At 60.8% G+C, this 18438-nt stretch carries 16 protein-coding genes, 1 tRNA gene and 1 riboswitch; of the genes, 5 read left to right on the top strand and 12 right to left on the bottom strand.

The window, feature by feature from the left end:
* Positions 1–72: 72 nt before the first annotated feature.
* Positions 73–145: transfer RNA gene (locus ACP7AJ_RS11310), tRNA-Gly, on the bottom strand.
* A 103-nt stretch (positions 146–248) separates the two neighbouring features.
* Here ACP7AJ_RS11310 and ACP7AJ_RS11305 point away from each other — a divergent pair.
* The 3 genes from ACP7AJ_RS11305 (at position 249) to ACP7AJ_RS11295 (ending at position 2187) form a co-directional block, all read left to right on the top strand.
* Positions 249–518, top strand: a complete 270-nt coding sequence (locus ACP7AJ_RS11305; protein WP_426060310.1) for a hypothetical protein — start codon at positions 249–251, stop codon at positions 516–518.
* 29 nt (positions 519–547) lie between these two features.
* The gene (locus ACP7AJ_RS11300; protein WP_426060309.1) at positions 548–1093 is read left to right on the top strand and encodes a GNAT family N-acetyltransferase; all 546 of its coding nucleotides are present in this window, start codon (positions 548–550) and stop codon (positions 1091–1093) included.
* Positions 1094–1251: 158 nt separating this feature from the next.
* Complete coding sequence (locus ACP7AJ_RS11295) at positions 1252–2187, top strand: hypothetical protein (RefSeq protein ID WP_426060308.1); 936 nt, start codon at positions 1252–1254, stop codon at positions 2185–2187.
* A 55-nt stretch (positions 2188–2242) separates the two neighbouring features.
* On the opposite strand, the gene ACP7AJ_RS11290 is transcribed toward ACP7AJ_RS11295, so the two are convergent.
* From ACP7AJ_RS11290 to ACP7AJ_RS11275, 4 genes are all read right to left on the bottom strand, one after another.
* The gene (locus tag ACP7AJ_RS11290) at positions 2243–4651 is read right to left on the bottom strand and encodes a B12-binding domain-containing radical SAM protein (protein ID WP_426060307.1); all 2409 of its coding nucleotides are present in this window, start codon (positions 4649–4651) and stop codon (positions 2243–2245) included.
* A gap of 248 nt (positions 4652–4899) precedes the next feature.
* Complete coding sequence (locus ACP7AJ_RS11285; protein WP_426060306.1) at positions 4900–5472, bottom strand: helix-turn-helix domain-containing protein; 573 nt, start codon at positions 5470–5472, stop codon at positions 4900–4902.
* A gap of 5 nt (positions 5473–5477) precedes the next feature.
* The gene (locus ACP7AJ_RS11280) at positions 5478–5837 is read right to left on the bottom strand and encodes a hypothetical protein (RefSeq protein WP_426060305.1); all 360 of its coding nucleotides are present in this window, start codon (positions 5835–5837) and stop codon (positions 5478–5480) included.
* 43 nt (positions 5838–5880) lie between these two features.
* Positions 5881–6495 (bottom strand): thioredoxin family protein, encoded by a 615-nt coding sequence (locus ACP7AJ_RS11275; RefSeq protein WP_426060304.1) that lies wholly within the window; start codon positions 6493–6495, stop codon positions 5881–5883.
* A gap of 168 nt (positions 6496–6663) precedes the next feature.
* Here ACP7AJ_RS11275 and ACP7AJ_RS11270 point away from each other — a divergent pair, with 168 nt between their 5' ends.
* Positions 6664–6942 carry a hypothetical protein gene (locus ACP7AJ_RS11270; protein WP_426060303.1) on the top strand — a complete coding sequence of 93 codons (279 nt, stop codon included), beginning with the start codon at positions 6664–6666 and terminating at the stop codon, positions 6940–6942.
* Positions 6943–7163: 221 nt separating this feature from the next.
* Here the strand turns inward: ACP7AJ_RS11270 and ACP7AJ_RS11265 are convergent, their stop codons facing one another.
* The 6 genes from ACP7AJ_RS11265 to ACP7AJ_RS11240 all read right to left on the bottom strand — a co-directional run bounded on the left by ACP7AJ_RS11265 (position 7164) and on the right by ACP7AJ_RS11240 (position 16001).
* Positions 7164–8240 carry a YncE family protein gene (locus ACP7AJ_RS11265; protein WP_426060302.1) on the bottom strand — a complete coding sequence of 359 codons (1077 nt, stop codon included), beginning with the start codon at positions 8238–8240 and terminating at the stop codon, positions 7164–7166.
* A gap of 82 nt (positions 8241–8322) precedes the next feature.
* The gene (locus ACP7AJ_RS11260) at positions 8323–10332 is read right to left on the bottom strand and encodes a TonB-dependent receptor (RefSeq protein ID WP_426060301.1); all 2010 of its coding nucleotides are present in this window, start codon (positions 10330–10332) and stop codon (positions 8323–8325) included.
* Between the two features lie 161 nt (positions 10333–10493).
* A riboswitch (cobalamin riboswitch) is annotated at positions 10494–10719 on the bottom strand.
* Between the two features lie 33 nt (positions 10720–10752).
* Complete coding sequence (locus tag ACP7AJ_RS11255; RefSeq protein ID WP_426060300.1) at positions 10753–11589, bottom strand: transporter; 837 nt, start codon at positions 11587–11589, stop codon at positions 10753–10755.
* A gap of 167 nt (positions 11590–11756) precedes the next feature.
* Entirely contained in the window at positions 11757–12254 is a 498-nt protein-coding gene (locus tag ACP7AJ_RS11250; protein WP_426060299.1) for a thioredoxin family protein, read from the bottom strand.
* A gap of 41 nt (positions 12255–12295) precedes the next feature.
* Entirely contained in the window at positions 12296–14590 is a 2295-nt protein-coding gene (locus ACP7AJ_RS11245) for a TonB-dependent receptor (protein WP_426060298.1), read from the bottom strand.
* 43 nt (positions 14591–14633) lie between these two features.
* Positions 14634–16001: an Nramp family divalent metal transporter gene (locus ACP7AJ_RS11240; RefSeq protein WP_426060297.1), complete on the bottom strand. Its 1368-nt coding sequence runs from the start codon at positions 15999–16001 to the stop codon at positions 14634–14636.
* Positions 16002–16242: 241 nt separating this feature from the next.
* On the opposite strand from ACP7AJ_RS11240, the gene ACP7AJ_RS11235 reads away from it, so the two are divergent.
* Positions 16243–17250 carry a cation diffusion facilitator family transporter gene (locus ACP7AJ_RS11235; RefSeq protein WP_426060296.1) on the top strand — a complete coding sequence of 336 codons (1008 nt, stop codon included), beginning with the start codon at positions 16243–16245 and terminating at the stop codon, positions 17248–17250.
* Positions 17251–17887: 637 nt separating this feature from the next.
* Here the strand turns inward: ACP7AJ_RS11235 and ACP7AJ_RS11230 are convergent.
* Positions 17888–18301: a hypothetical protein gene (locus tag ACP7AJ_RS11230; protein ID WP_426060295.1), complete on the bottom strand. Its 414-nt coding sequence runs from the start codon at positions 18299–18301 to the stop codon at positions 17888–17890.
* Positions 18302–18438 lie beyond the last annotated feature (137 nt).

The raw sequence follows: 18438 nt of genomic DNA, 5'->3' as shown, positions 1-18438 counted from the left end.
TGTTTAAACCATCGTTTAAACCAAAAGCAGAACAGCCACCTAGCAACGAAGCTAAATGGCTGTTAATCAATGAGCGAGAAACGAGGCTCGAACTCGCGACCCTCAGCTTGGGAAGCTGATGCTCTACCAACTGAGCTACTCTCGCGGGGACTTGGTGGCACGAAATTACGCCAAAGAACTGGATAAGCAACCGGCTTTTGAGGCAACCTCAACCCGGCCTTTAGCGGGCTCGTATTAACGGAGCACCTATGGCTACTCGTCCTCTTCCTCCCATTACGCGCCGTCTGATAGGCTTTATGCTCATGCTAAGCGGCGGGATGATGGGGGTGGGGCTGTTGCTGAAAGTATACGTGGCAGTGTATAGTTGGAGCACTGTCGGCTATCAGCACCCCTTGGCATTAAAGCTGTCCGTCAACTTGGTGGGCTTGTTGGCCAGTGGGCTGCTGATGCGAATTGGACTGCGCATGCGCCGCGGCGACAACGCGCCACGCGGCCCCAACCCCAACGAAATGCTGTAAATCGGCCGGCCCTGCTCGACCTTTGCCTTATGTCATCACCCCTGCGCATTTCCTTGGCCAAGGCCAACGCCGTAACCGCCGCCCAACTCGCCGACCTGGGCCGGCGCACTTTTCAAGACGCATTCGCGGCCGCCAACACCGCAGCCGACATGGAAGCCTACCTAGGCAAAACCTTCGGCCCCGATATTCAGCTGGCCGAGCTGCAAGGCCGCGAAAACACCTTCTTGCTAGCGCACATGCAGTCCGAGCTGGTAGGCTACGCCAAGCTGCGCGACAACTCGGCCCTGGGCCTGCCCGAAGGCCAGGACCCCGCCGGCCGCCTCGAGATAGAGCGCCTGTATGTGCGCGACGACTGGCAAGGCACTGGCCTGGGCGCCGCCCTTATGCGGGGCATCCTGGCCCTGGCCGAGCAGCTGCACTGCTCAGCGGTGGTGCTGGGCGTGTGGGAAAAGAATGAGCGGGCCCGCGCCTTCTACCAGCGGTTTGGCTTTCGCGAAATCGGGCAGCATAACTTTCAACTGGGCCAGGACGTGCAAATTGACCTGATTTTGCGGAAAGGCATGGCGGGGCGCTAAACCGGCTACTTTTGGGAATGCCTATGCCTGGAGTAACGCTTTTCACTAATCGCCGCGGCCGCCTGTTGAGCTGGGCTGCGGGGCTGTTATACACGGTACTGCAACTAGCAGGTTGTCAAGCCAATACTGACAAAAACAAGGCAACCACTCCCCCGCCAGTGGGCCATTACGAAGGCAGCATCGCGCTGGCCGGGCAGCCCGAAATGCGCGCCGCCCTCGACATTCGCCACCCCAGCCCCGGCCACTACGAAGCCGAGCTTACCGTGCCCACCGCCACCGCACTGAACTTCGTGGCCGACACCATCTTGTTCAGCAACAATCAGCTTCGCCTCACTCGCCCCGGGCGCGCCGGACAGGTTCTCACCCTCACGCAGGAAGGCGATTTCTGGCGCGGTTCCCTGGCGCTCGACTCTGCCAAAGCCGAGGCCATTTTGCTGAAGCGCGGGGCGCCCACACCCAGCACCTACCGCGTAGAGGAAGTGGCCCAAACCGAGGGTTCAGCCTGGCTTTTCTCTCCATCCGATACGGGCACGCCCGGGGCCGCCATTGTGCTGCTGCCCGATGCCGCCGCTGCGCCCGCCGCCGCGCTGTGGGCCGATGCCCTGGCCCGCGAAGGAATCATTGTGCTGGTGCTGCCCGCTGCCGACTCCGCGACGGCTGCCACCGAAACACCACGCCTACAAGCAAGCCTGCGCCTGCTGCACAGCACGCCAGGCACTGATACGGCCAGCATTGGGGCCTGGGCTTCGGGCGTGCGAGCAGTAGTTCTAGCCCAGGTGCTGGCGGCAAGTTCAGATGGCCCCCGGCTGGCGTTCTTCATGGCTCAAAATGCTGAGTTTAGTCCCGCCGACCGGGCAATATTTCGGGAGTTAAAGCGGCGCAAGCTGCCCTTGTTGGGGCTGTATAGCGGCGCAACTTCGGCGCGCCAGGCCACGGCGCTGCGCAACGCACTGGGCGGCTCGCGGGGAGCCACGGTGCGCACCTACCGCGCCGCGGGCCCCGACCTGCTTGTGCCGGGTGGGCCAAGCCCACGCTTCGGCGCTGGCCTGCCGGGCGAAGTGGTAGAGTGGCTGCGGGGCGCAACAACCAAGTAAAAGACCGTCCCAAACCCACTGGCCAAGTCAGGACTTCCGCCCTCTTCAAACGCTGTTAGAGCACCAACAACCCTTTTTCGCGCAGCAACAGCCACGCCGGGCTTTGCAGAAAGGCCTCAAATGTCCCCTCTCCAGCCGGGAAAGTAGCGGCAGCTTCTTTCACGAGCACCTTGGTATCGTAGTCGTGGGTGAGCTGGGTGAGCAGCTGGTGCAGCCATTGGCCGGCGGCCGCGCTGGTTTTTACTTCGAAATCCTCGGCCTGCTCGTAGCAGGTGAGCACGGAGCGGATAGCTTTTTTACCCTGCTCAATGCGGATTTCGGGGGCGTTGCCGAGCCAGAACAAGCGTTGATTTTGCTTGGCGAAATCGGGCTTTTCGGGAGCTTGCAGGGCTTGCTGCACTAAGTGCCGGGGCGTGGTGGGCCGGGGCGTTTTGAAATCGAACCAAAAGCTGAGCGGCTCGTCCAGGGCCACGCCGTGCAAGTAGTTGTAGAGCGACTTGGCCAAGCCGGGACCGAAGGCTTCATGGTCGGTGCCGAGGGGGTCGTCGTGCCATAGGTCGTTCCAGGCGAAACCGGCGGGCTCGGGGCCGATGGCAACTACCTGGTACTTCGCGGGGTTCTTGCCCACGGGCGAGTGCGCCGTCATAGAGAAGCGATGCCAGTAGCCGCTTTGCACCACTCCGGCTGCGAACAGCTGCCGCACCACTTCGAGGCTGTCCACGGTTTCTTGAGCAGTTTGGGTGGGGAAGCCGTACATCAAGTAGGCGTGCACCATGATGCCAGCCTGAGTGAAGCCGTCGGCCACGCGGGCCACCTGGGCAATGGTCACGCCCTTTTCCATCAGGGCCAGCAGGCGATCGGAGGCCACTTCCAAGCCACCTGACACTGCGATGCAGCCCGAGGCCGCCAGCAGCCGGCAGAGGTCTGGCGAGAAGGTTTTTTCGAAGCGAATGTTGCCCCACCACGTGATGGCTACGCGGCGCTTGAGCAGCTCCACCGCCAGGTCGCGCAGGGCCAGGGGCGGCGCAGCTTCGTCGACGAAATGAAAGCCGGTTTGGCCGGTTTGCTGAATAATTTGCTCGATGCGGTCGACCAGCAGCGTGCTGGGCGCAGTTTCGTAGCGCGAGATGTAGTCCAGCGTCACGTCGCAGAACGAGCAGCGCTTCCAATAGCAGCCGTGGGCTACGGTGAGCTTGTTCCAGCGGCCATCGCTCCAGAGGCGGTGCATAGGGTTCAGCACTTCCAGCACCGAGAGGTACTCGGTCAGGGGCAGGTCGGAGTAGTCGGGCGTGCCCACTTCGGCGTGCGGCACGTCGGGGTACGGGTGGTTGACGTACTCTATTTGGCCTTGTGCGTTACGCAGGAAAGTGCGCTGGAGCAGGCTGTTGGTATCTGGCGCGTAAAGGATGGTTTGCAAAGCACAATGCACTTCGTCGGCGGGCTCGGGACTGTCCCCACCCAGCATGTCATGCTGAGCCTGTCGAAGCATCTCGCTCGCTTCGTTGAACTTCATCCCGGACCCAGCCGAGTACGACCCCTCTCCCGCAGAGAGGGAAGCCTGACGGAGCGGTAGAGATGCTTCGACAAGCTCAGCATGACGTTCCTTTTTCTTGCCCAGGTACTCCAGCAGCCGCAGCCAGGGGCCTTCGCCATCATCCAGAGTCAGGTAATCGATGTAGTTGAAAAAGCGCGGCTCTTGGATAGTGCGCAGCTCAGTGTTCGGATAGCCACCGCCCATGATGGTATGCGTGGCCGGGTTAATTTCTTTAATGCGCTTGGCCAGCCGCAAAGCCCCGTAGAGGTTGCCAGGGAAGGGCACGGTGAAGCCCACCACATCGGGCTGCACGCGGGCCAGTAACTCGTCTAACTCTTCGAGCAATAGGCGGTCGAGCAGGTTGGGGGCGGCTTCCAGCGCCTCGTGTAAGGGAGCGAAGCTGGTGGCCGATAACGCCAGCTTCTCGGCGTAGCGCGAGAAGCCGAAGTGTGGCCCCACAGTTTCTTTAATGAGGTCGGCGAGGTCTTCGAGGTAGAGCGTGGCCAAGTGGCGGGCCTGGTCGGTGAGACCCATGGTGCCGAAGGCGGCTTCCAGGTCGGCTACGTTGTCGAAACGGCTGGCTTCGGGCAGGAAACGGCCGTGGCAGATGCGCGGGGCTAAGGTCAAATCCTTGTTCTGCAGGAAGCGAATGACAGGCGTGATGGTGGCCAAGTAGCGGTTTTGCAGGCGCAGCATGCGCTTGGCGTTGTCGCTTAGGTCGAAGTTGCCAGCCTCGATTTCAGCAAAAACCTGCTTCAGGCCTTCTACCGAAAACAGGCGTAACACCAGCTGCAGGCCCATGTCGGCCTGCGTCACGGCATAGCCCCGCCCGCCCAAAAAGCCCTTGATATAGGCCGTAGCCGGGTACGGGGTATTGAGCTGCGTGAGCGGCGGGGTAAGCAGCAGGATGCGGGGAGAGACAGACGACACGGCAGCAACTAACCCGGCAAAGGGGGCCGGGGTTCATTTCGGACACAAAGGTCGGGCCTAAAAGGCAAGAATGTGGAAGCGCCTGTCATTGCGCGCGCAGCGAAGCAACCCGTCCTATTAAAGTCAAATAGTGTAATGAAACGAAAAGCCCCGGTACCGAACAGTACCGAGGCTTTGTCAAATTATTAGGCTGGTCGCTGAGAACAGGGCGGATTGCTTCGCTGCGCTCGCAATGACAGGCGCTTGCCTTATGCCAGCGCGTCGAGCGACACCCGCTCGGGCAGCATCAGGCGCCGGAATTCGCTCACCGAATAGCCCGTTACCTGGCGGAACTGGTTGCTCAGGTGCTGGCCAGAGCTGTAGCGCATCTGGTCGGCTATCTGGTTCAGGGTCAGCTCACCATAGCTGAGCATTTCTTTAACACGCTCAATTTTGAGGCGAATGAGGTATTTCTCGATGGTGAGGTGGGCCGTGCGCGAAAACACCTTGCTCAGGTGCGAGTAGGTGGCGGCAAACCGGTCGGTGAGAAAGGCCGAGGTGGTGAGCGGCGAGCGGGCCGTGCGCAAATGCTCGAGGTAATCGGCCAGCACGGTTTTTATTTGCTCGGTGAGCTGCTCGGCGCGGCCGTGCAGGAGCTCAAAGCCGGCAGCCTGCAGCAGCGGGGCCAGCTCTTCGGGGTTGGCGGGGGTGGCTTCGTCGAGCTCGGCCACTCCCAAGGTCACAACCTTGGGACGATAGCCGGCCCGCTCCAACAAGTTGTGCACGGCTTCGACGCACCGTGGGCACACCATATTTTTGATATGCAGTAGGTTGGTTTTCAAGGGCTTTAACGAGTTTCGGGCCGCCGCGAGGTGGCCGGTGAAGAAAAAGAACGAGTTGCTGCTGGACTACCCCCAGCTCGGCGCGGACGCGGTGCCGGAGTAGAAACCTCCGCCCAACCACGACCAAACCAATGCTCGGTGGCCCAGGTCACGAAAGGCACAACGGCCAAGAACGTAACAGCCAGCAGCCAGAACAGTACGATAAACGCAGAAAAAAGTCGACTAAAAAAATGGTCGCTGATTCCAAACAAATAAACCACCAGCGTTAGTGCCAGCACCAAGCTCACGCCCGCCAGCACGCCCACACGCCGCCAAGGCCAGTCAGCAACGTGTTTTTGGAGGCGATTGAGCAGGGGAGGCGGCATAAATCCTGGGAGTTGAGAAAGTGAAAATACGGCAAAATTTGCTTTAAGCCACGGGCTTACCCAACAACGCCAACAACTCTTGTTGCATGGCCCGGCCATTATCCGCTTCGTACCACGCATTCATGGTTTTTATTATTTCATTGACATGCAATGATTTGTCTTTGTGCAATTGCTGGGCAAGGACCTGAGCTATGGCCGGACGCGGGCCCCAATCGCCCAAATCGTTCCCTGAGCCCTGCTCGCGCCGAATGAGCTTGGGGATGCTGTTGGAGCCATTGGTTTGGTGGGCTGCCATCAATTCGGGATGCTCGGAGCGGAGCAGCACGTGCAGCTCGACTTTGCCAGCACTTTTTTCGGCCAGGTGCGCCAAGATGGGGAGCAGGTGGGCCGTGTCACCGCACCAAGCTTCGCCCAGCACCAGCCAGTGCTCGGGCCGGGGCAAGTGGGCCAGCTTTTCCACCAGCTCGGGCAGCAGGGGCATGGCATGGGCCCGGTCGAGGTGCACCCGGTTCTGGTCGGTGTAGCGGATGAGACCGGGGCTTTGGTCGGGACCAGTGGTGCGGCGCTTGGCAGTAAGCGTGTCCATCAGGACCCGAAACTGGGCGTAGGTATAGGCCGGGGTGGGAACCGCTGCGGGCAAGGGAATGGAGTTAGACATCAGCACAAAAGAGAGAATGACGGCTCGGCGCGCAACCAAACAGGCGCGGCTCACGCTACAACCGTACCCGCGCTTCAGAGTTCGGGTTGCGCGGCAGCAAGTTATTTTTCTACCTTGCGGCCACGCTCATTCTCACCTCCTCACCTCCGCTTATCCTCTTTCATGCTGTTGAAAAATCTCCTCCGTCCCTTAGCCGTGGCCTGCGCCCTCACGGCCACGTTAAGTGCATGCAGTTCGGGCACCAAAGAAGGCGACACCAACGTAGAGCGCGGTCATAACAAAATCAGGCCCATGGTGGCCGGCGACGGGTTGCCCGGCAACACGGCCAGCGACTCGGCCACTTCCGGTATGACCCGCCAAACCGGCCCCCGCCAGCCCACCGGCAAGGAGGTGTATAAAGCTGCAGCCGATGCCAAAGACCGCAACCACGACGGCATTGCCGATTAAGTAGGAAGCTTCAAACCGGCATTTTGATGAGCAACCCGTTGCGGCTGAAACAGCTACACCGCACAAGCTCATCATAACGTGCGGCTTATGTGTGTGTACCATTTCATTGCTTTGCCACAAAAAAAGCCCCTACCGTGCAGTAGGGGCTTTTCTTTTTTGCAGAATTCAGGAGAGGTTTGGTAGAGGGGAAATTGGTAGAGGGAGTTGGTAGAAGAGTAGGCCTAGTAGAACACGAATCCGTTGGGGCCCACTTTCACTTCGAAAGAGTCGATTGCTACGCCCGTAGGCTGGTACCGAATGAAACGGCCGTTGCGGTTGAAGCTGGGCGAAACGCCGGCGAAAACCGTGTTGTCGCGCGGGTCGATGGCAAAGCCCGTGAAGCTGCGGCGGATGAAAGGCGTGGTGGGCAGCGCCGTGGCGGCGATGCTCATCTGGTACTCGGCGCCCCCAAAGGCGTAGTACAGCTGGTCTTTGGCCGGGTTGATGCGCAGCTTGCTAGGACCACCGGTAGATGGGAACGTGAGCTTGAACTGAGTAGCCGGGGTGTTGGGGCTGAAGCGAACGAGAGCACCGTTCGACACCCGGGTGGCTGTGTAAGGCGGCACGCTCAAGTAAGTCACGAAGCCCGAGCAGAGCACCCACACGTTGCCGTCTTTGTCAGCCACCATGCTCGAGGGGCCATCGGATACGGTGACAGTGGACGACACGGCCGCCGAAGCCTCATCTACTATGGAAACAGTGTTATCGAGGCTGTTGGGCACGTATATTTTGCCGCCCAAAGCCAGCAGCTGCTCCGGGTTGCGGCCCACGGCCACGCTCCGAATTACGGCATTGGTGGTGAGGTCGAGGATGCTGAGCACGCCCGGCAGGTAGCCCGTGAAGGGCCCGCGCCACTCGGTGACGTAGCCCCGGGTAGCCGAAGTGGAAGTGAAATAGCGCGGCTGGTCGAGCCCGCTGATGGTGCCAGCCGTCTTAAAATCGGGCAGGCTTACAACCTCGATTTTTTTAGAAGCATTGACCACGATGTAGCCGCGGTTGCCCTGCACGCCCATGCTCTGCACCACGTCGCCGAGCTTGGCGCCGTTGTTGGCGCTGCCAAAGGCATCCACGGTCAGGCTCTTGGTGGCTTTGTCGAATACGCTCACGGCACCATCGCCAGCGCCAAACTGGCCTTCACTGAGCACGAACACGCCCGTGGTGGGCGCAGGCTCTGGCGCCGGGACAACTTCGGCACCTTTGGGGTCACACGCAGCCAACAAGGCCAGCCCCGCGAGAAAGGGAACAAACTTTTTTTCCATGGAATGAAGCACCGGCCTTGGCCGGCAGTAAAAAATAAGAAATGAAGAAGTTTAGATAGAAGAACAAGGGCCCGCAAGCGGCTTAATTCCAGTTTAGACGCAGGCTGCCGCCCACGGTGCGCGGCGGCGCCGGCCGGCCGGGGTAACTGTCGTAGGCTTGATTGAGCAGGTTGGCGGCCTGCACCAGCACCAGCAGGCTAGTGTCCGCCGGCCCGTGCAGCGTGCGTCCCACCGTGGCCCCGAGCAGCCCGGTGCCGGGCAGGAAATCGGTGCCCGAAGCGTTGATGTAGCGAAAGCTGGTGAATACGAACGTGCCGCTTGCCAGCCAGTCGCGCCAGTGGTGGTCTGTGCTAAAGCTGGCCTGATGCTGGGGCACAAACGCCAGCTGCACGCCCACGGGGTCGGAGTCGGCCGCGCTGCCCTGGGTTTTGCGGGTGTCGGTGAAGTGATAAGCCAGCTGTGCGCTGCCGGTGTAGTGGCCCTGGCGCCGGCGCAGCGCCGTGCTGGCTTCCAGGCCCTGGCTGCGCACTTGGCGCAGGTTGCGGGGACTCCAGATGCCGGTGCCGGCCATGGGCAGCCACTGCACCCAGTCGTCCACGTCTTGCCGGAAGGCCGTCAGCTCGGTTTCCAGGGAGGTGCGGCGGTCCCAACTTAGGCGGTGGCGCAGCCCGGCCTCGGAGCCGAAGCCCGACTCGGGGCGCAGCAAAGGATTGCCGCCCAGCAGCCAGTACCGCTCGTTGAGAGTGGGCGCCCGGTAGCTGCGCGCCACACTGGCTTTAGCAGTAATTTGGTGAATTAATGAGTTGGTGAGCGTATCAACTGGAGCAGGCAGCAGGTCCCATTCCAGGCCCACCGTGGGCGTGAGCGGGGCCAAGCCGGCGGGCAGGGCGGCTTGGCGCAGGTTGGCCGAGAAGCGCAGGGCCGGGCGAGGGTCGTAGCGCAGCAGGGCAAAGGCCGCTGCGCGGTTCTCGGCAATAATTTCGGAACCGTAGCCGCCCACCAGCGCGGCAAAGTGCTGGGCTTCGGCGCCCACGCGCAAGCTGCCGCGGGCGCCAAGGGCGGAAGTGTGTTCGGCCTGGGCTTGGGTGGTGCGAACGCGCGAGTTGCTGGGGGTGCCGCGGTCGCGGTAGTTGATGATGTCTTCGAACCAGGCGCCGCGCACGGCCCACTGCTGACGGGCAGCCACGTGGCGGTAGCCCAGCACCAAGCGGCGGCTTTGGTCGCGCTCGCGGGCTTCGCTGCCCACCACGTTCACACCAGACTGGATTTCCCGGTCGGCATCGGTGAGCCAAGCGGCAGCGGTGACCTCGCCGGCCGTGCCCACACGCCAGGCCACGTCGGGGCTGATGCTCCACTGGTGGCGCAAGGCGGCGTTTTGGAGGGTGTAGCGCACGGGGCCGCGGGCTTCGCGCAGCACGTAGGAGTAGTTGTTCTGGGCTTCGCGGTAGCTGGCGGCCACGCGCACGGCCACGGCTGAGGTAGTGGTACGGGCCTCGAGGCTGCCGCCCAGCAGCCCGAAGCTGCCAGCATCGAACTGAGCGCTGCCACGGGAGCCGGGCCGCCAGTCGGGGTCGTTGTTGAGGAGCACGGCGCCGCCCACGGCACCGCTGCCGTAGAGCGCCGCGGCCGGGCCGGGCTGCACCGATACGCCGGTATTGGCCCCCACCGGCAGCAGGGCAAAATCGTTCTGGCCCAGGGTGGGTAGCATGATGTTCAGGCCATTCCAAAGTACGGCGGTGTGCTGCGCCGAGGTGCCGCGCAGAGCAATGGTGGCCAACTGGCCGGGGCCGTAGCTTTTCAGAATGAGCGGCGTGCGGGCCTGCAGCACATCGGCGAGGTTGCCCCCGCGGTACTGGGCGAGCACGGCCGAGTCGAGCTCGAAACGGCGGCTGCCCACGGCAAACCGTTCGGGGCCCACGGCGCGCACCTGCACATCGGACAGACGGTGCTGGCGCTGGCTGAGGCGGGCCGAGTCGGGCGGAGCGGCAGCCGGGCCGGGCAATTGCTGCCCCATGGCTACGCCCGGGACCGCCAGCAGCGACCAGAGTAGGCCGCGGCGCCAGACAGCGCGTCCGGAATTAAAAAAAAGCATCCGAATCAAATTTTCGACGAAGAAAATTCGATTCAAAACCCGTCGTAGTGCTCTTCAAGTGAAGAAAAACCACTGTCGGGCCGAGGCCGAAAAACAGTTGTAAAACCAACCACCCGAAGGCAGCTGCTGCTCTCTTTCTCCATCCGTCCTCCGCGAATGCTGAACCTGTGAATGTCCGGGCAGGTCTCCTGGCTTGCTCCGCCGGGTGGGTCGCCTTCCCATTCCTTGCCCTGGTTTTCGAGAAGAAAACCAGCGGCGAACAGTGGCATGTGGGCCCACCCCGATGTGGAGCGTACAGTTGCGGGGACAGCTCCGGCCTTGAACCGGATTCCCTTTTCAGCCGCGCCCCGCGATTGGGGGGTTGGCACCTTGACGGGGCAAAGATAGCAACATAGCACGGACTACCGATGCGGCTCTGGTTTATCGCCGCAGGGTAAACCCCACGAAAAACTCGCGGTCCATCAGCCGGTCCAGGGCCAGGTGGGTACCTATATCAAGTTGAAAATTGTCGGTGACGTTGAAGATGGAGGCGAGGTTAAAGGCACTTTGCCATTGCTTTTGCTGGGTGTCCCATTGGGAGACGCCTTCTACCAGCAAACTAATTTTTTTGGTGAATTTGTAGTCTACCGCCACCGAGGGGGAGAAAAGCAGAAAGCGTTGCCCCTCCTGGCGGTCATACTTCAGCTCTGATGCGGCCTGTGCTTCCAGGGTCCATCGGTCGCCCACAGCTACGTTCACTGGCACCAGCAGGCCGTACTCGGTCCCGCCGCTGCCGCCCAGGCCACCGGTGGGTAGCCGCACGTAGCCGAGGGTAGCCACCGCTACGGGCACTTTCTCGTCGTTGCCACCCCAGTTGTGCTTCAGCCGAATGGCCAGGTCTCCAAAGCCAGCATTACGCTCCTGCCACTCAGGGGCACTCCTCGGCCGCTCCGTTACTACGCTGTAGAGCGGTACCTCGACCTGAATATCCGTGTAGCGGCTCAGGCCCAGCTTCACGTTGCTATATGCCACGCGTAGGTCGCGGGTGCGGGCTTCCTCGTTTTTGCCGCTGTTAATCAACCGAAAACCATCTACTTCTATCTGAGCGTGGCCGGCATCCACGGTAAACGGGCTTTCGGTTACCCCCGGCCGGTCGGGCCGCAGCTCCCGCAGGCGGTTGCGCGGTACAGGCTTGCGCCAGCTGTAGTGGGCCGAGTCGTAGGGCGAAATCGCGGGGGCTTGCTGGCCCCAGCCAAGAATGGGGCATAATAGAAGCAAGAGGCAGAAAAATTTCATTGCCGCTTTTACGTGGCCATTTCTGAAATAGCCACTACAGCAACGGCAATAGAATTTTTTATTTGCAGTTACCTCAAATGATGACTGCCGCACTTAACCTGCACCTGATACGGCAACCACTCTGGCTCATTCTTGCTTGCCTGACCAAGCTACGGCTGCGACGCTTTGCTAAGCTTCTCAAGGGCAACGACTAGCTCCGAGGGTTTAAGCAACCCCGCCCAGCGGCCCCGCACCTGCAGGCGCTCGTCCAGCAGCACGGTGGTTGGATAGGCCAGCTGTCCTTGTTCGTCGCGGGCCAGGGCCAACGCCAGCGTATGGACCCCGGTAGTGGGTCCAGTGGCCTTGAATCCAAAAGTTTCACCGCCCAGCCGGATGGGCGCGCGGCTTTCGGCATCAAGCGAAACGGCGTAATAGCCCGCGTTCAGGCGGCGAGTCACCTCCCCATGACGAAAAGTGGTCATTTCCTGTAGCTTGCAGTACTGGCACCACGTGGTGTGGACGAACACCAGCACCGGCCGGGGCCGCACGCGCAGGCTGTCGGCCAGGGCCTGGGGCGTGACCCAACGAACAAGGCTTGGTTTGGGCCGGCTGCTGCTGCCCAGGGTCAGCATCAACAGAAGCAGGAAAGAGGAGCTGATTAATGACATTAACGGTAGCTGACTAATTGTGCAGACTATGTCCAGGCTGCTTATTTGCCCTTAGTAAGGGTGTAGCGCACCCCCAGGAAGCCCCGGATGCCCTGGTTGGAAGCGTAGACGTAGCTGGGGTCGAAGGTGAGGCCGTTGGGGTTGCTGGCCGTGGGCACCACCCGGCCGTCGCCGTCGAAAACCACCTGCTTGTCGAAGGGGTCGAAGGAGCGGGCGATGGAGCGGCGGTCGGGGCGGAAGTTGAGCAGGTTTTTCACCCCGCCGTACACTTCCAGCTGCGAACCCAGGCGCTTGGTCACCTGAATGTTCTGGATGCTGAACGTGGGCGAATACGCCGGGCGCGGGTCCAGCGGGCCCAGCAGCGGCAGCTTCATCGGGCCGTACAGGTTGCCGGTGTAGTCGACACTCAGGCCGGCCCGGGCAAAGGTATAGCTCAGGGCAAACGTGCCCGAAAACTGCTCGGTGAGCAGCTGCCGGCTGCGCTCGAGTGCGCCCTCCTCGTTCTGCCCTGTCTGGTACACGTCGAGCAGCGTCACGCCTAGAATGGCCTTGAGCGGAAAGCCGAACGTGAGGTCCGTATTCAGGGTGAGCCCGCGCGACACGGCGTGGCCCCGCAGGTTGTCGTAAATCAGCTGGTTGGGGTTGGTGGTGTAATCGGGCGTGATTTTGTTGGTGAAGTAGGTGTAAAACGCGCTGGCATCGAAGCCCAGCAAGCCCTGGCCCACCGGAATCAGCCGCTGGTAGTTCAGGTTCACGTTGTAGCTGCGCTCGGGCCGGAGCTGTTCGGCAAACACCACCTGGCGGGCTCCGGTGAGGGCAGCGTGGTCTTCCGTGAACACGTTCACGACCCGGTAGCCGTTACCGGCGCTGAGCCGGAACGTCTGCTGGGCATCGGGCGAGAACTTGTAGTTGAAGCGCGGCGTGAAAATGTTGCCGTGGCGCGAATTGTAGTCGTAGCGCACGCCCAGCAGCAGCGTGTGGTGCTCATTAAAGCGCAGCTCGTTTTGGGCGAACAGCCCCGGCAGCCAGATTTGGGAGGCCAGATTGCCCGGGCGCAGCGTGTCGGCCGTGGCGGTGGCCGGGGTGTTGTCGTCGTAGTAGGTATAGCGCAGGGCGGTGCCGAGCAGCAGCTGGTTGCGGCCCAGCTGGTGGGTGCTGGTGAGCTGCCCAAAGGCGATGTTCTGCTGCGCCCGGTACACGGTGGTGCCGTACACCGAGTTCTGGTGGTGGGTGTTCAGCGACGTACTCAGCTGCACGTTCTGCCCCGGAATGGGCAACTGGTAAGCCCCGATAATTTCGGCTCGGTTGGTATAAATCGACTCGGCGTAGATGCTGTCGCCGCCCCGAAACTCAGGGGTCCACTGCATTTGCCCGCCCCAACGGTTCTCGTAGAGGTAGCGCGCGGCCAGCGACGCCACCCGGCCTTCGGGCCGGGCCAGCGTCAGCTTGTCGAACACGGAAATGCGCTTGGATAGCGTCATGTCGGTGAAGCCGTCGCCGTTTTTGTCCAGCGGCCGGTCATACACGAAGCCGTTCACGCCGAATAGCGAGGTTACCGCGCCCTTCTTGGCTTTCAGGGCCAGGTCCATGTTTAGCTCCCCCCAGCCGGTCACGAAGGCGTCGGCGGCCACGTTGGCGGCTTTCTCGGGGTTCTTGGTGATGATGTTAATCAGCCCGCCCACGGCCTCCGAGCCGTAGAGCGTGGAGGCCGGCCCTTTCACGATTTCGATGCGCTCGACCAGGCTGTTGGGGATGCCCGTGAGGCCGTACACCGTGCTCAGGCCGCTCACAATGGGCATGCCGTCCAGCAAAATCATGGTGTAAGGACCTTCCAAGCCGTTGATGTGGATGTCGCCGGTGTTGCACACGTTGCAGTTGAGCTGTGGGCGCACGCCGTTCACGGTTTGCAGCGCCTCAAACACCGACGGCGTGGGGTTCTTCTTAAAATAAGTGGGGTTGTATACCTCCACCGGCACGGCCGATTCGAGCCGGGCCACGGGGTTGAGCGTGCCGGACACCACGACTTCGCCCAGCTCCTGGCCACCGCCCAAAGTGAGCGTCACGGTTTGGGTTTGGCCGGCTACGGCGGTGAGGGCGCGCTGGGCGGGCTGGTAGCCTACTGCCGAAGCCACCAGCGTAAGCGGACCGGCCGGCAAGTCGGGCAGGGTGAAGGTGCCGGTTTCACCGGCCGTGGTGCCAATGGGCGCGCCGGTCACCGCCACGCTGGCGAAGGGAACGCCCTTGCCGTCGCGGTCGCGCACGGTGCCGCGCACGGTAGCCGTTTGGGCCCAAAGCAGGGCGGGGAAGAATAGAAGAAAGAGGGATAATGTTTTCATATATATAAGTACTTATAAATAAATCCTATTCTTGCGTTACCTCCTATGCCCCTTCGGTGAAAGTTTGCCAGAGCAGAAAAACGTTGAGCGCAATGATTATCCCCGATATCACCCAGGCCACGACCTTCACCACCGGCTTGTTCACGAACACACCCATCTTGGCTTTATTGCTAGTGAAAAGCACCAGCGGCACCACCGCGAAGCTGAGCTGAAACGACAGTATAACCTGGCTCAATACCAGCAGTTGGCCGGTCCCTTTTTCGCCGTAGATGATGGTCACGAATAGGGCTGGCACCACTGCAATGCTGCGCGTGATGAGCCGCCGCAGCCAGGGCTTGAGCTTGAGATTTAGGAAGCCTTCCATCACAATCTGGCCGGCGAGGGTACCGGTGAGCGTCGAGCTTTGGCCCGAGGCCAGCAGCGCCACGGCAAACAGCACGCTGGCCGCCCCGGCACCGAGAACGGGCGTGAGCAGCTTGTGAGCATCGGTGATATCGGCCACGTTTTCGTAGCCCTTGCCGTGGAAGGCCGCGGCGGCCGTGACAAGAATGGCCGCGTTCACGAAAAACGCCAGAAACAGCGCCACCGTGGAGTCGATGGTGGCAAACTTGATGGCCGAACGCTTACCCGGCTCGTCCTGCGGGAAAGCTCGGGTCTGGACGATGCTGGAGTGCAGGTAGAGGTTGTGCGGCATCACGGTAGCGCCCAAAATGCCGATGGCCACGTACAGCATGGCGGGGTTGGTCACGATTTCGAGACGGGGCATCAAGCCCTTGCTCAGGGCCACCCAGTCGGGATTCGACGCCACGATTTCGTAGACGAAGCACCCAAAAATCAGAAATATGAGGCCCGCCACAATGCTCTCGATGATTCGAAAGCCTTTGTTCTGAAAGTAGAGCACCACCAGCACGTCGAGGGCCGTAAATACCACGCCCCACGCCAGCGGCAACCCAAACAACAGGTTGAGGGCAATGGCGGAACCGATAACCTCGGCCAGGTCGCAGGCGGCGATGGCAATTTCGCACAGCACCCAGAGCACCAGACTCACGGGGCGCGAGTAATGGTCGCGGCAGGCCTGGGCCAGGTCGCGGCCGGTCACAATGCCCAACTTGGCTGCCAGGTGCTGTAGCAGCATGGCAAACAAGTTGGAAATCAGCACCACCGAGAGCAGGGTGTAGCCGTAGCGGGCGCCGCCGGCAATGTCGGTGGCCCAGTTGCCAGGGTCCATGTAGCCCACGGCAATGAGCAGGCCAGGACCCCAAAAGGCCATCAGCTTGCGCCAGAACGAGGCATCGGCGGCCGGCACCCGAATGCTGGCGTACACCTCGCTCAATGAGTTGCCATGGCGGGCGCGGCGCCAGCCGGCCTCAGGCACGGGCTGCTTGGTATCAGTAACAGTAAAAGGAGGCACGTTAAGCAATTGGTTCTAAGCAAAGATACTCTATTTTTAGGCTAGCCTAAAAATATTTTTCGACTGCCTTAAATACAGAAAAATTAAAAAAAGGTTTCAACGTTGGGCTATGTTTTTAGCTACTGGTGTTACGGTTAGCTCTTCACTGTGCAAATGGAGCTCGTCAGGGCCTGAGCAGTTCAGGTTGTTGCCCGATTTACTTAGCCCTAATGCCCGACCTTTGCCCTGTAATCCGCTTTGCATGACGCCCACTCAAATCAAGCGCCGCCTTGGCCTGCTGTCCCTCGTTGTCAGCGTGGTTCTGGTGGCTATAAAATTCTACGCCTACTACCTCACCCGTTCGCAGGTGGTTCTCACCGATGCGCTCGAGAGCATCATCAACGTATTCACCAGCGGGTTTGCCCTCTACAGCATCTATCTGGCCAGCCTGCCCAAGGACGAAAACCATCCCTACGGGCACGGCAAGGTCGAAAACCTCTCGCTGGGCTTTGAGGGCGGATTGATTTTTATGGCCGGTGCCTACATCCTCTACAAGTCTGGCTTGGCCATGCTCAACCCGCAGCCCGTGGCCCGGCCCGACTGGGGCGTGCTGCTGCTGGCCAGCACCGCCGTGGTGAACTTAGGCGTGGGCCTGCTGCTGGTGCGCAACGGTAAGAAGCTGAAATCGTTGGCGCTGGTGGGCGACGGGCAGCACCTCTACATCGATGCCCTCACGTCCATTGTCTCCTCGGCAGCCCTGCTGCTGGTGGCTGCCACTGGCGAGGTTCGATTTGATGCCGGCGCCGCCTTGCTGCTGGGTGGCTTCATCCTAGTGAATGGCGGGCGCATGCTTCGCCGCTCCATTTCGGGGCTAATGGACGAAACCGATACCGCCACCGTGACTGAGGTAATCGCGGAGCTGCAAGCCCAACGCCGCGCCCCTTGGATAGACGTGCACAACCTGCGCGTACAGCGCTACGGCGCCAACCTGCACATCGACTGTCACATGCAGATGCCTTACTACTTCACCCTGGAGCAGGTGCATACCCAGTTGCACGACATCGAAGAGCTCATCCGAGCCCGCTTTGCGGTGGAAGTAGAGATGTTCGTGCACGCCGACCCCTGCACGTTTGCCGCGTGCTCTTTGTGCCTCATGCCCGACTGCCCCGTACGCCAACATCCCCTCAAGCACGAGGTGAAATGGGACTTGCACAACGCCGTGAAGAACCAGCGCCACACGCTGGAAGAAGGCGTTAGGGTGAGCTGGTAGAGGCTATAGGCGGGTTCAGATAAACGAGCGTGGCTGTTGCAGAAGTCGTGAAAGAGCGACAGGATGCCGTTAACCAGTGAATCCGTGTTCAAAATGACCGTCCAACCGCTCTTTAGGTCCTTGTTTACAGGCGCCACTACTCTTGGGCCTTACGATGGGGAGTTCTGCAACAGCCACGAGCGTTTTGCCTAAAAAAAGTAAACTACCATACCTGCCTTCACAAGGACATTTTTCGCTTGAGTTGCAATCAGGTGCCGATTAGCCGCAGGTATAGCGGATTTATCTTCTTTGTCCCAGGGGCTTTACTGAGTCTTTGTACAGGGCCAGATTCGGCGTTTCCCCGATGCCCATTTCCGAATCAATATAGTATTCTCCAGTATGCGTTTTAAAGTATAGGCCTGTCCGGCCTAGTATTTTAACGATGCCTTCTTCAGCGTGGAATTCATCCATCATGTTTTAAAAGATTAGTCCGATTAGCAAAACGGGCGTTATTTATGACTTAATAGACCACCGCGCTTCAATTCCAACGGGGGTTCATGGGCAAGGGCTCCGGCTCGCCGGAATGTCGCTTGTTAACCACGGGAATGCAGGGGACTCCACTGATACTGGTCGGGTTGCTTTCCCCGTAGCCCTTTCCCTACTTATCGGCACACCGGAGTAGTTTGATTTTAACGTCCGCCCGCTGGTTGACGACGCAGTTCATCTCCTCGAGCATCGCTGCATCCCACGTCGTCAAGGTGTAGCCGAAGGTGAGGGTTTGCCCCCGTCGCAGCAGCACCCCGCAATCGGAAACCATTACGTCCGCCCGCTCGGGATGACTGAGGTCCCAGTTGATGCAAGTCCACCTTTTACTTCCTTTGGCACGACTAAACAATTGCGCCTCGATGCGTTCTGTCGGGCCATGGCTTTGCACGGTGAACACAAACGGCTGCTGGGCTGTCGCGGGGTAGGAGAGAAACGTAATGGTGGGTGCCGTGGCGGGAGGGAGCGTTCGTGGAGTCGGGGCGGGCACGAAGGCGAAAAAGAGCGAGAGCAGCGGGGACACCATCACGCAAGTTAAAATAGTGGGTAAAAGAAACCGGTGAGTTTCCAGTATCTCTCCCTACCCTATTCCACCACGAGTTGGCGGGTGGCCCTGCCCGCCGCGGTTTGGGCCTGCAGCAGATACGTGCCGGGGCGCAGGGTGCT

It is taken from the genome of Hymenobacter sp. B1770 (assembly GCF_049896385.1).
Taxonomy (GTDB): Bacteria; Bacteroidota; Bacteroidia; order Cytophagales; family Hymenobacteraceae; genus Hymenobacter.
This window is presented reverse-complemented; position numbering and strand designations above follow the sequence as displayed.